At 55.6% G+C, this 14,013-nt stretch carries 6 protein-coding genes and 1 pseudogene; 5 read left to right on the top strand and 2 right to left on the bottom strand.

Annotated elements, in window-relative coordinates; genetic code table 11:
- Positions 1–324 precede the first annotated feature (324 nt).
- Together I2E69_RS12565 and I2E69_RS12570 are read right to left on the bottom strand one after the other, a co-directional pair.
- Positions 325–1,989 (bottom strand): DUF6377 domain-containing protein, encoded by a 1,665-nt coding sequence (locus I2E69_RS12565; protein WP_195461580.1) that lies wholly within the window; start codon positions 1,987–1,989, stop codon positions 325–327.
- A gap of 205 nt (positions 1,990–2,194) precedes the next feature.
- Entirely contained in the window at positions 2,195–4,234 is a 2,040-nt protein-coding gene (locus I2E69_RS12570) for a DUF6259 domain-containing protein (RefSeq protein ID WP_195461581.1), read from the bottom strand.
- Between the two features lie 1,051 nt (positions 4,235–5,285).
- Between I2E69_RS12570 and I2E69_RS12575 the strand changes: the two are divergent.
- The 5 genes and pseudogenes from I2E69_RS12575 to I2E69_RS12595 form a co-directional block, all read left to right on the top strand.
- Positions 5,286–8,222 (top strand): annotated as a pseudogene (locus I2E69_RS12575) (SusC/RagA family TonB-linked outer membrane protein); the annotation flags it as partial.
- A gap of 20 nt (positions 8,223–8,242) precedes the next feature.
- Positions 8,243–10,213: a RagB/SusD family nutrient uptake outer membrane protein gene (locus tag I2E69_RS12580; RefSeq protein ID WP_229095505.1), complete on the top strand. Its 1,971-nt coding sequence runs from the start codon at positions 8,243–8,245 to the stop codon at positions 10,211–10,213.
- A 29-nt stretch (positions 10,214–10,242) separates the two neighbouring features.
- A complete protein-coding gene (locus I2E69_RS12585; RefSeq protein ID WP_229095506.1) occupies positions 10,243–11,628 on the top strand; it encodes a BT_3987 domain-containing protein in 1,386 nt (461 codons plus the stop codon).
- Positions 11,629–11,716: 88 nt separating this feature from the next.
- A complete protein-coding gene (locus tag I2E69_RS12590; RefSeq protein ID WP_229095507.1) occupies positions 11,717–12,907 on the top strand; it encodes a DUF4855 domain-containing protein in 1,191 nt (396 codons plus the stop codon).
- Positions 12,908–12,932: 25 nt separating this feature from the next.
- The coding region (locus tag I2E69_RS12595) for a DUF4855 domain-containing protein (RefSeq protein ID WP_229095508.1) at positions 12,933–14,013 on the top strand (1,081 nt) is incomplete at its 3' end.

The raw sequence follows: 14,013 nt of genomic DNA on the forward strand, positions 1-14,013 counted from the left end.
GCTATTCCCGTCGAAAAGCAATTCCCAGCCGGAGGCGATCTCCGATTCGCTGAGCGTGTTGTGGCGGGGAACGCAGGAAACGGCCATGGTGAGCAGCAGCGCAAAGCCGCACACGCCGGTGACTTTGCCGCAAAAAGTAGTTGGTAGTATCATTTTATGTTGGTTTAGTGGATATCTTTAGCGGATGTACAAAGTTATCCATTTTCAGGCATGCCGCTACACGCGCGATGCACTATATAGACCTATATAAGTCTATATACAATTAATAATCAAACCAATAGAAACAAGTATGACACCCCGTATTATATAGATTCCCGGAGATCTTTACAACCCGATCCGGGCGACCTGCGACTCGAAATCGTCGCGGTCGAGCGCGGCATTGCGCAGTTTGGTGCGGTAGGTATAGACCGTAGCGGAGGCACAGTTGAGCAGCGAAGCGATATGCCCGCTGTCGGTAATCCCGAGCCGCAGGGCAGCCAGAATCCGCAGTTCGGTCGTCAGTGAAGAGTCCGTGCGGGGAGCGAAGCGCGATTCGGGCTGCAAAAGTTCGTTGACCTGCTCGATGAAATGCGGGAAAATATCGAGGAACGAGGCGTCGAACGACTGGTAGAATTTGAGGTACTCGCCGTTGATGGTCTGCGACATGCTGAGCTGGCGCACCAGTTCATCGGCGCCCTGGGTCTTGGCAATGTGGCACACTTCGCGGCGAAAAGCGTCCATTTGTCCGATATAGCGCACCGAGAGGTCGATATAGTGACAGACATAACGGTCCTTGATGCGGTTCGAATCGACCAAAGCGCCGTTGATCCGGCGGATATGATCGTTCTTGCCGAGCAATTCGTGGTTCTTTTCGCGGAGCATATCGCTCATGCGGATCAGTTTTTCGTGGTTGTTGTGCAGGCGGCGGTGCTGCCACAGCACGAACCACAGCACGACAGTCAGCACCACAAGGAAAACTCCGGCCAGGCAGATGACCACGATCATCATCGTCTGCCGTCCGGCGATATTGGCCGCCACGGCCTCGCTGATCTTCATTGCCGCCGCCGAAGAGTTGGGAATCCGGGCGATCGACTTGCAGCGCACGGCATCGTCGAAAGTGGAACCCATATAGGCCGCGGCACGGTCGAAGTCCCCGCGGTCGAAAAGCCGGAGCGCCAGGTCGTAGAGCGAATAGTAAGAACGGGTTCCGGCACACAGGTCGGAGATCGACGACTCGGCCAGGCAGTACGCCGACAGGTCCTCGTCGCCCATTTTCCGGGCGATGTCCGACATGGCATAATAGAGCAGCGCACGTTCGGGATAACTCAGGACTTTGGCCGTGAATGGCTCCAGCAATTGCAGCGCCTCCGCACAGCGCGCACTGTCGCGAAGACTCAGCGCCTCCATGCGCGCCCGGGTAAATTCGCTCAGCCCCGGGACCGAAATGCGGCGCGTCAGGAACACCGTATCACGCCATGCCTGCTTCTGGTGCGGGTCCTCGACCTCGGAATAACGCCGGGAAGCCACCGAGCAAAAACACAGATACCATGCTCCATACTCAAGTGGAGTCATACCGACGGTATCTATTTTCCGGAAAATAGCTTCGGCGTAACTGGTCTGCCCGCGGCCCAGCCAGACATCGATATCGGCCAGCAAGGCCAGCCGCCGCTCATACCGCGAACCGCTCCGTTCGGCCAGCCGGTAGAGCCGGTCGACGTAATAGGCCGAAGAGTCGAGATCGAAAGTCACGAAAACCTGCGCCACCGCGAACACCTGCTCCGCCTGTTCAGCCGTCGGGGCCTTGGCGTCGATGCGGCCGCGCAACTCGTCGGCCTGCTCCTGGCGCCACTGCTGATAGCGGGCTTTCTGCGCCAGCTCCGCATCCAACCGCTCCAATGCGGCCCGGGTCTGCAATGAATAGCTCTCCTGCGGTGTACATCCTACCGGCAGGAGGCACGCCGCAGCCAACGAGAAAAACACGCAGAAACGAAGGATAATCCGCAGAGGCATCGTCAATAGTTTTGGGTCGGACAAATTTAACAAAAAAGCCAGGCTTTGCAAACCGAATACGTCAATTTAAACCGAACAACAGGGATAAGAGACCGGAAAGCAGCGCCGAAAGGCACTCGCCGACGGCTTCCGGAAAACGACAGCAACACCCGTACCTACTCCTAAATCAGCTCCTTACGGATTATCCCCGAAGACCGGACGACGGTTACAAGTCGATACGCCGACAGGAGGCTCCGGCCATCCCGACCGGTTTGCCGACACCCGGCAGCGAGACCGTGTGCGCCTTGTCGTCCATGTTGACGATCAGGTAAACCCGCTTTCCGTCGGGCTTTAGCCACTCGGCGGCCAGCACCGAAGCATCGTCGCCGAATCCGGGAATCCGGACGACCGGATTATCGCCCGACGGGGCGAACTCGCGGATAAACAAGCCCCCGTACACCACATCATGCACTCCCCGGCGGAAGTCCATGAGCGTCTTCATGAAGCGGGCCTCTTTCGCCGCGCGCTCCGACATCAGCGGCCGCGGATCGACCCACCCGATCTGCGAACCCCACAACAGGGCTTTGGCCAGTTCGTAACGGAAGTCGCCGAGGCCCATTTTATCCGCCGTGGCAGGCGTGTAGGTAAATGCACTGGTAACAGCACGGTCGGAGTAAACCATCGGGAATACGGGTTTGATGACGCAGGCGTTCTCCTCGTGGGGTGTATTGACCACCAGCAGCATGTCGAACAGGTCGATGTAACACTCGGCGTTCTCTTCGCTGGTCAGAATCTTCCCCTCCTGCAAATAGTTGGCGCGGATTTCGCCGATGAGCCTGCGGTAGCCGTCGTACCAGAAACTCCCGCCGCCGACCGGATGGTCGTGGCGCTCGTTCCAGCAGGGTTCCGGCGCCGCTGCCGAAATCTGGTCGATATAGACGCCGTCGACGCCGAGCCCGGTCTGGAGGCTGTCGACCAGTCCGATAATCTTCCTGTGCCAGATGGCGGTCGAAGGGCATGTCACCGTATTGAGAACCTTCGAGGTGGGATAAATTTCGGTATAGAGCGATCCGTCGGGCTTGCGGCACGAAGCATCGTAACCGCGGTCGCGCTTATAGCTGTCCGCCGCGGGGTCCCAGAGACGGCCGTTGATGTAAGGCGTGACCCGAGCCCCCGACTGCTGAACGGCACGGACCATCCCGGCAAAGCCCTCTTTGGCAGGCAGGTAGTCGGGATAGTGCGTATCGTAGGGATGGTTGTGCCAGAAGTACCAGTGTACACCCAATCCATCGCCGAAGTATTCGGCGGCGCTTTTGACCGCATCGAACGTATCGTCGCCGACGTATTTGGCGCGCACCCATGCGTCGGCGTTATAGCACCACTGCGGAATATTGCGCGCAGAAAGCGGTTTGCTGCCCCACTCGGTCGTAAAGGTGAAAGGACGATACCACCGGACGACGGCGTCCTCCCAACCTTCGGGGGCAAAGCCCACGACCGAAGTCCAGGGCAGGCGGAACGTTCCGTTTTCGATCCATCCGGCCGAAGCGGGAATCGCGTCATTGAAGACGACCGTTTTGTGCGTACACTGCACCGAGTAGGTCTTGCCGCAGCCCCGGCGGTCCTCTGTGCCGTAGTAAAGGGCTCCGTCGCCGTTATGCACCAGCACGAACTGCATGGCCGAAGCATGCGAGGGATAGCGAGCCTCGAAAGTGGCGATGTCGAGCGGTTTTTCGACGCCCCAGCCTTCGGTCGTAATCACTTTACCGGCCGCCGGACGGTCGATTACGATGCGGGGAAACTTCACGTCGGTGACCAGCCATCCGGCAGGCAGATCGGCCTCCAGGTTCCATTGCAGCAACTCGCCGCCGTCGGGCAGCGTGACGTACATCCGGACAGGATATTTCACCGGCGAGTAATCGAGTGTCAACTGCCACGTGAAGACGAGCGTTTTGGCCCCGGCATCGTCGCGTACCCCGACTCCCTCGTAAACAGCGTGCTCGGGCAGCAACTCGGGATTCTCGCCCTGCGGGCCTTTGTAGACGAGCGACCACGGCCGGTCGTTCTGCCCTTCGGGAGCCACAGAACGGCCGTTCAGCACCAGTTTTTTAATCCCGAAAACCTTGCCGGCGCCGAAAACGGCCTCCACATATCGATTGGACAGGGTGTAATCGTCGCCGGTCCGGCTTACCGCAGTCTGGCATCGGGCGAAAGTCGGCAGGTTCAGCAATAGCAGGCATACCGACAGCTTGCAGATTCGTTTCATCATATTTTGACAGTGTATTTCGGGTTGTCCGTCGTGTATTGCCGCTTCGTACCGACGACCGGTTGTTACGGGCATTTCCGGCGCTTTATATTATAAGGTATATATCCGGCAGGGAGTTATATGGTTCGGAAACGTCCCTTTCGAACAAAAGTAAACAAAAAATATTTCTCAAACAACGGGAAGTTCATAAAAAACTTTTCGATCCCCTTCACGAACGAATCGGGTATCGCATTTTAAGAGGCCACAGACCCTTCCACCGCGCCTAATATCGTTCAATATTCTAATCAACAACAACTTATACAACAAAACCATATTCTTTTACCGAGTTGATTCCAGCCATAGGCAAGGAAATATTTTTATTCGGAAACGCCCCGCCGAAGCAAATAAAACCATTGATTATCAATAGTTTAATCCCCGAAAACCAACCTTACCGGACATCCTCCCTGTCTTTTTAAAGTAAAAAAACTTACCAAAAATACACGTGATAATAATTTTATTGTTATATTTGCTTTTGCATAATGAATACTTTTAACCGAGCATTGCCGTAAAATTATGTGATACGAGTCCTATAAACGACACACCCGACTCCGCCAAAGACCGATAACTAACTGAATACCAATACCGACAAAACTATTAACTTTACCTAAAAAAACGGACGCCTATGGTTAAATGACACCGGCCAAATCGAAAACTATTGACTTCCCGAATTTCACAATCTCTCGTTGTTTTGCAGTTTGCAAGAACAAAATTGAACCTGGACGGACCGTCCGACGGACACACGTAGGAACCGTACCAAACTTTATCAAGTAATTTAAATGAGGAAATATGACAATGACTATACAAAAGCTCTTTTGTAAAATAGTGCCCTGGGTGTGTGTGTTGATTCCGGGGCTTATCCCGATTACGGAATTGAGCGCGAATCCAAGATTCGAGTATACCGTAAACGACCTTTCCGAGGCGGTATCGGCTCCGCAAGAGAGGGGGGGGGGAATTTAAGCTAACCGGTCAGGTATTCGACGAGACCAAGGCCGGAGTCCCGGGTGCGACAGTCACCGTCAAAGGCAGCACCCGCGGCGTTATCACCGGCAACGACGGCAGTTTTACGCTCGAGGTCACTCCGACCGATGTGATCGTAATCTCCTACTTGGGTTATGAAACGCAGGAGATTCCGGTGGGCGCCCGAAAGAATATCGTCGTCGAACTGGTCCGCAAAACCTCCGAACTGGAAGCTGTGACCGTAGTCGCCTACGGCAAACAGCGCAAAGAGAGCATCGTCGGAGCCATCAACACGCTCGACGCCAAAGAGTTGAAAGTATCCACAGGACAGCTTTCATCGAGCCTCGCCGGAAAACTCGCCGGTCTGGTCGTCATGCAGCGTACGGGCGAGCCGGGATCGAGCGCCGAATTCTGGATCCGCGGCGTGAATACGTTCGGAACAGGCAGCACGACGCCTCTGGTGCTCGTCGACGGTATCGAACGCAGCATGGACCTGGTCGACGCAGACGACATCGCCACCTTCTCGATCCTGAAGGACGCCACCGCAACGGCTGTTTACGGCGTGCGGGGAGCGAACGGCATCATCCTGATTACCACCAAGCGCGGTATGGAGGGAACGCCGAAGATCAACGTGAAGGCCGAATTCGGCATGACCCAGCCGACGAAGCTGCCCAAGATGGCCAACACCAGGCAATGGCTCGATTTCTACGACGAATTGTGCCGGGACAGCCCGACCGGAGAGCAGGGTTTTTCGGATTATGAGCGCCAGATGTACCTGAGCGGCAAAGACCCCGACCTCTATCCGTCCGTCGACTGGACGAAGGAAATTTTCAAGAACCTGGCCATGACCGGCCGCGTCAACGTAAGCGTGGCGGGCGGTTCCCCCAAGGTGCGCTATTACGTGGGGTCGTCCTATTACACCGAAGGCGGTATCTTCAACATCGCCGACAACAAGCGTTACGACGCCCAGATGAACTACAACAAGTTCAATTTCCGTTCGAACATCGACATCAACATCACCAAGTCGACGGAACTCGGGCTCTCGCTGTCGACGCAATACACGACGACGAACCAGCCCAACAGCTCGTTGGCCGACCTGTACAACTACACCATGCTTTCGACGCCGATCTCGACTGCACCCATCTATTCGGACGGCACGCTCGCCATCGCCTCGGACAACGGCAGCACCAACCCCTACAACATGCTCAACAACTCGGGCTACGCACGGACCGCGAACGTCGTCGCCCAGTCGCTGATGTCGCTGACCCAGGACTTTTCGGATATCATCACGCCGGGCCTCAAGGCCAACGTCAAGTTTTCATGGGACGCCCAGAACTCGACGACCCTCAACCGGGCCTACTCCCCCAACGTCTATTCGGCCACCGGCCGCGACGAGGACGGCAACCTGATTTTCGACCAGACGGTCGTCGGAACGGGCTACATGTCGCTCGCGCGGTCCAATGCCGGCTGGACGACGATCAACTTCGAGGGAAGCCTCACCTACGAACGGCTCTTTGCCGACGACCACCGCGTAAGCGCCCTGTTCCTTTACAGCGTACGCAACCGGACCAATAACGTCCCCGGAACCTATATCGCGGCGTTCCCCTATCGGAACATGGGTATTGCGGCCCGCGTCACCTACGCCTTCCGGGACAAATATTTCCTGGAGTTCAACTGCGGCTACAACGGTTCGGAGAACTTCGCTCCGGGCAAGCGATACGGTTTCTTCCCCGCCTATGCGCTGGGTTACATGATCAGCAACGAGAAATTCTGGGAGCCGCTGCGCGACAAGATCAATGTACTGAAGATCAGAGGTTCTTATGGCAAAATCGGTAACGACCAGATCGGCGGAAGCCGTCGTTTCGCCTATAACACGACAATGAACGTCTCCGCCCCCGGTTTCGTTTGGGGAACCACGGGCCCCAGCGGCACGATCTATACGGGTATTCCGACGAACGGTTACACGACCGGAGAGATCGGCAATGCCAACGTGGCCTGGGAAGAGGCGACGAAGGCCGACGTAGGTATCGAATTGGGACTGTATAACAAGGTCCGCATTCAGGCCGACTACTTCTACGAGAAACGCGAAGGCATCTTCATCCAGCGCGAATCGACTCCGTCGGTGGTCGGAACCAAGGTCGCCCAGTATGTCAACCTGGGCCGGATGCAGAATCAGGGCGTGGATTTGTCGCTCGAATTCGACCATCAGTTCAACAAGGACCTCAGCCTGTCGGCACGCGGTAACTTCACCTACAACCGCAACAAGAAACTCTACGACGATAAACCGGATCAGATCTGGAAATATCAGAACCTGGCGGGATTCGCCCAGAACCAGCAGTTCGGACTTATCGCCGAGGGTTTGTTCGAATCCGAAGAAGACATCGCCACCTGGCCGAAACAGAATTTCGGGGATGTCCGTCCGGGCGACATCAAATACCGCGACATCAACGGCGACGGCGTAGTCGACACGTTCGACAAGGTGGCCATCGGTTATACGACCATTCCGGAGATCAACTACGGCTTCGGCGCCAGCCTCAACTGGAAAGGATTCGATATTTCGGTATTCTTCTCGGGCGTCGCCAATACGACCCGTATCATCAGCGGTTTCAACCTGTTCGGACAGGCTTCGAACATCAAACGGTCGGGACAGATTTTTGCCGACGTAGCCGAAAAGCGCTGGACGCTGGACAACCAGGACCCCAACGCTCCCTATCCCCGCCTGGCCATGAAGAAGGTCGACAACAACCAGCAGGCATCGACCTATTGGCTGCGCGACATGAGCTTCCTGCGCCTGAAGAACGCCGAAATCGGCTATACGCTTCCCAGGGCATGGACCAAAAAAGCAGGTTTCTCAGCGGTTCGATTCTATGTTCAAGGCGTCAATCTGCTTACATTCAGCGATTTCAAATTATGGGATCCCGAATTGAGCGCCAGCTACGGTAACCAGTATCCTCAAGTCCGCACCGTTACGATCGGTGTAAACCTGAACTTCTAAACCAAAATACCTGAACTATTATGAAACAAATGCGAATATTGTGTGCTATCCTGGTATTTTCCCTGGCATCGACCTCCTGTGAATCGTATTTCGACGTAAAACTGGACGACCAGCCCAATATCGAGGATATATTCAGCACGACAAACGGCACCAAAAAGTATCTCGCCCATATCTACTCCTACATTCCGATGGAGGAAGAGATCGTAGGCAGCGAAGGTTGGGTAGTTCCGCGCTCCGACGAAGCCCAGTACTCGTTCTTCCAGTGGGTGAACTACCTTCAGATCAAAACCGGCAGTTACAGCAGCGGTACGGTCAACGGGACCGGAGGCGACCTGGTAACAGCCGACGCGGCTTACTACAACTTCTGGAGAAAGAACTACGTGGCGATCAACCAGTGTTCGACGTTCCTCAAATACGTCGATCTGAACAAAGGCGAGAGCCCCGATAAAATCAAGGCCATGAAGGCCGAAGCCCGGTTCCTGCGTGCATTCTACTACTTCTGCCTGTTCCGTCAGTTCGGTCCGGTTTACATCTGGGGCGACCAGATGCCGGACGAAACTATCATGGGTTCGACGATCGACCGCATGACGGTGGACCAGAATATCGATTTCATCGTCGGCGAGTTGGACGCAATCAAGAACGACCTGCCGCTGCGGATGTCCGATATCGGAGAACCGGAGGCAAGTTTTGTCGGACGCGTTACGCGGGGAGCCGCGCTGGCCCTGAAAGCACGCGTCCTGCTCTTCGCCGCATCGCCGCTCTACAACGGCTGCGACCTCTATGTCGGCAAGATGAAGAACATGCGCGGCGAATTCCTCTTTCCGCAGACCAAAGACGACTCCAAATGGGAAGCTGCGGCACAGGCAGCATGGGATGTGATCGACCTGGGCATGTACAGCCTGTGCGAGGACAATACACAGACCGATCCGTTCAAGAAAGGCGTTGCATCGTATCAGAAAGTCATGTTCGACAACTGGAACAGCGAAACGATCTGGGGATGGTGGTTCCGGACGACCAAGGGTTACGAATACTTCGGTCCCACCGGCGGGCAGATCGGCCCGGCCATGCCGCCCAACGCACTGGAAACACTGGGTGTCCGCGGCGGATACGGCGGCATCGCCCCGTCGCTCAAGCTGATCGACACCTATCCCATGTGGGAAACCGGACGTTACCCGGTTACCGGCTACCAGGGCCAGAACGACCTGTCGAAACCGATCGTCGATCCCCAATCGGGATACCAGGCAACGGGATTCACCGAAAACTACAAGCAGCCGGCCGACGCCGACTGGGCCCCTCCCTTCAAGGCGCACAACAGTTGCGTCGGACGCGATCCGCGCTTCTATGCCTGCCTGGTTCCCAACGGATTCTACTGGCCCAACAAGACGTTCCCGAACCGGTTCACCTGCTATGACAACGCGGAGTGCACGTCGAGGTATTCCGCCACTTCGGACGCCAACCGCCTCGGTTATACCTGGCGCCGGCTGCTGAAACCCGACTATTCGCTCAACGACGAATACGACATGTACAAAGCGATCAAGTACGTGTATCCCGCATTCCGCCTGGCCGAGGTCTACCTGAACTACGCCGAAGCCTGCAACGAGAAACCGCAGCGCGACGAAACCGCAGCCCTCCTTTACCTGAACAAGGTACGCAACCGGGTCGGACTGATCGATATCGAGAAAGCCTATCCCGAAATCAAGGGCAACAAGGAATTGCTGCGCTGGTGTATCCAGAAAGAGCGCATGGTCGAATTCGGACTGGAGGCAAAACGTCACTACGACGCCTGCCGCTGGATGATCGCCAAGGACGAATACCCGGGCACTCCCTGGACGCTGCACCTGACTGCGACAAACTATGAGGATTCTTACCAGCGCGTAAACAACGAGCTCAGAATCAGCACCTATGTTTTCCAGGACAAGGACTATCTGTATCCCATCGGTGCCGCTCAGTTGGCCGAGATGACCAATATGACCCAGAATTACGGATTTTAACTAACGCTTGATGTGATATGAAAATAAATATGTGGAAACTGTTGTTTGCAGCCCTGATCGCATCGACCGCCATGGTCGCCTGCAAGGATGAGCGCAACAACTACATGGTAGACGATACGATCTCATTTCTCGCGACAGACAACCAGCTTATCAATGTAGCCCTGTATAATGAAGAATGTGATCTGACCGTCATTAAGAGCGGCAAGGGACAAACCGGCGCTACGGCGCGGCTGGAGGTTTCGGAAGCTGCGCTCGAAGCGTACAATACGGCCAACGGCACGGACTACAAGGCCCTGCCGGCAAACTACGTGACATTCTCTCCGGCGATCAAGTTCTCCGAAAAGGATATCCGCAAGACGGTTAAGGTAACCTGGGACGACGAGAACATCAATTCGCTCGGAGAAGGAAACTATGCCGTCGCAATCGAATTATCCGTCGACAACAACGCGCTGGAGGTTCCCGAGGCCCGCAAGGTAATGATCGTCAGCATGGCATGGTCGCACCTGGGCATGGAAGCGGATGTAGCGCCCGTGTTCAGCCCGGCCGCTTCGCGCGAAACCGCGGTTTACGAAGGCCCCGTCACCATCGACAACCCGATCTCGGTGATGGATATTACCGTCGACTACGAAATCGACAACAGCCTGATCACCGCTTATAACGACGCGAACGGAACCGACTACAAGGCCGCTCCCGCAGACCTGGTTTCGCTGGCCGCGACATCGTCACAGCTCGAGGCCGGCAAATCTTCGACGGCGTTCAGCCTCCAGATTCTCTCCGAAAAATTGTTCAACGGCAACGAGCTCAAGGCGGTCGACGATAATCAGTATCTCGTACCCGTACGCATCAAATCGCTGTCGAACGAGGCCATCGGCATCAGCCGCTCCGTCATGTACGTGCCCGTATCTTTCAACAGAGATGTGAAAGGCCCGTGGACGTTACTCGAGGGTGAAAACAACTGCTATGGCAAGGATCCTAACGCTCCTGCATGGGCATTAGGATATACTGCGAACAAATTGTTCGACGGCATATTGACCGCCGGCGGCGAATGGATCTCCTCGTGGGACAACGGCCCCATCTCATTCCCGATGACCTTTGTCGTAGATATGGGCAAGGCCCGCGTGTTTACCAAGTTCCTGATCAGCGACTATACGACTCACCAGGGCAACTACCGCGAATACGAAATCTACATAGCAGACAAGTATAACGGGGCAAGTACGCAGTGGACACTCGTCGCCGACGGGAAGCGCGATTTCAAAGGCTGGACCGGCACGATCGAGACTTATGATTATCCAGTTAAGACGATGATCGCCGGTCGTTACCTGAAGTTCATAATCCTAAAACCAGAGAATCCGCAAACGGGCGATTATCTGAATGGACGCGGTAAATTGGCCGACGTTCAGGGCATGGGCTTCTAACGACTGATTTTCAATAAATTAATCCCGTTGTGAGTCTGAAAAAATTTCACAGCGGGATTAATTCGTACAACATGAAACACGACTCATTTTGCGTAAGTTATATTTCGATGCACTGGTATTGGCTGTGGCGATGGGGTTCCTGGCGACATCGTGCACCGGCACGCGCGTTGTTAAACGCTATCCGTGGGAAGAGGCTCGGAAAAGCCTTGCGACTACGACCGACGCCATTTTGTGTTATGGTGGCAGCCACCACCGGACTCCTTATTTATGGGATCAGGCCCGGTTGGCGCCGCTGGTCACCTATACCGATCCGGCAGGTCGGGAACACTGGCTTTTCGACGGATTCATTTTCCTGGAATTCCAGGACACCAACCGCCCCGACAATGCCCGATATGCGTTTGAAACAGGCCAACTTCGCGACACGGGCGTCTCAGCCGGAAAAGCGCAGTGGCAGGAACTGATCGATTACTATTTCAGGCCGGGAAACGGTGTGGATGCACTGGATAAAGCCGTCAAAGAGGCCACAGGACGGTTGGGCAATGCCCCGGCCAAACGCCGCGTGATCATGGTCCTCCCGGATCCGGTGATCTACGAACACTACATCGACACGACCTCTTCGACAACCTATTGGGGCGAACTGGACGGCCGCCGGCTCGATTTCAGCAAAAACGAGGACCGCCTCGCCGCCTGCAAATGGTATATCGACCGGGTGCGTGCTGCATTTGCAGCCGGAAATTACCGATATGTCGAACTGGCCGGTTTTTACTGGCTGCGCGAGATCGTAACCCGGCCGCAGGATACGGCGTACAGTTACTTCCTGACACGTTCGGACATTCTGCTGCCGCACGTCGCCGACTACCTTCACCGCCTGAATTACAGTTTCAACTGGATTCCGTATTACGGTTCGCGCGGCTACGACGTGTGGCCGACATTCGGATTCGACCAGGCTTATCTGCAACCCAACTACTACTGGAAAGCAGAGCACGACATGGAGAAAATCTTCGACCAGATCGCGCAATACGACATGGCGATGGAGTTGGAGTTCGAGCCTACGCTGCTCCACGCCCGGGAGGGAAGCGAAGCCTTCCGGAAGCGGTTCCGCAGCTACATGGAATATGCAAAAAAGCGGAACATATACGGGACCAAGCCATTCGCCTATTACCACGGGACCAACGGATTCTACGACCTGTGGGCATCCCCGGACGAGGTAGACCGGGAACTCTACCACGAACTCTGCCGGTTCGTGATCGGGAATCCGCTGCGGCAACAACTGAAATAAAAACCCAATAACGACAAAATACACAATGACGACCCAACGATTTTTAACGATGTTCCTGTGCTGCGTTTCATTCTTCTGTTGCAGCAAGAGCGCCTTCGGGGCGCAGCAAACCCGCCAAGCCACCACCGAAGCGGCGGACCCCGCGATGTATGCCTGGGAACAGGCCCGCAACGGGATACTCTCCTTTTCGGACCTGGTGTTGTGCTACGGAGGCAGCACCCACCGGACGCCTTACCGGTGGGATGAACAGCGGTTTGCGCCGTTCGTCGCCTATACCGACAAACAGGGAAAGGAACATTGGCTGTTCGACAGTTTCCTTTGTCTCGAATTCCAGTTGGGATATACCTATGCCTACGAAGTCGGACACCGGGGCTACACTTCGGCCGGGAAACCCCAATGGCAGGAGCTGATCGACTACTGGTTCGACAAGGACAACGGTATAAATGCGCTCGAAGAGGCCGTGAAAGAGGCTGCACAACGCATGGGAACGCCGCCGTCCAAACGCAAAGTGATTTTCAGCTTCCCCAATCCGGTCATATACAGACTGTACGACAAGACGAACGAATCGACGGTCTACTGGGGCGAACTGAACGGCCGGGAGCTGGACTTTTCGGTCGGCAAAGACCGCGTAGACGCCTGCAAATGGTTCATCGACCAGGTACGCCGGAAATTCGACGAAGCGAACTACCAATACGTCGAACTGGCCGGGTTCTACATCATTTCGGAAGAGATCGTCGTATCGCCGGCGGTCGAGGACGGCTGGAACCACGAGCTGAAGCGGTCGGAGGAGGTTGTTCCTCCGGTTGCGGAGTACCTGCATGCCCTCAACGAATGCCTCTGCTGGATTCCCTACAACCGCGCCGGGGGATACAAACGGTGGAAACAGGTAGGCGTCGACTACGCCTATATGCAACCCAACCATTTCTGGGACGACAAGGGCGAACGGCCTCTTCCCCGGTTCTTCTCCGATATCAAGGCGCACGACCTTGCAATGGAATTCGAATTCGACGAAGCGCTGCTGGAAGGGAAACCCAACTGCGACGTGTACAAAAAACGCTTCCGGGAATATATGTCCAACGCCAAATCGGAGGGAATCTACGGCAAAC

The organism is Alistipes sp. D31t1_170403_E11, from assembly GCF_015553985.1.
GTDB lineage: Bacteria > Bacteroidota > Bacteroidia > Bacteroidales > Rikenellaceae > Alistipes > Alistipes montrealensis.

Coding starts and splice junctions, on each gene's coding strand:
- I2E69_RS12580 (WP_229095505.1), top strand. CDS start 8,243: ATGAAACAAATGCGAATATTGTGTGCTATCCTGGTATTTTCCCTGGCA.
- I2E69_RS12570 (WP_195461581.1), bottom strand. CDS start 4,234: ATGATGAAACGAATCTGCAAGCTGTCGGTATGCCTGCTATTGCTGAAC.
- I2E69_RS12585 (WP_229095506.1), top strand. CDS start 10,243: ATGTGGAAACTGTTGTTTGCAGCCCTGATCGCATCGACCGCCATGGTC.
- I2E69_RS12565 (WP_195461580.1), bottom strand. CDS start 1,989: ATGCCTCTGCGGATTATCCTTCGTTTCTGCGTGTTTTTCTCGTTGGCT.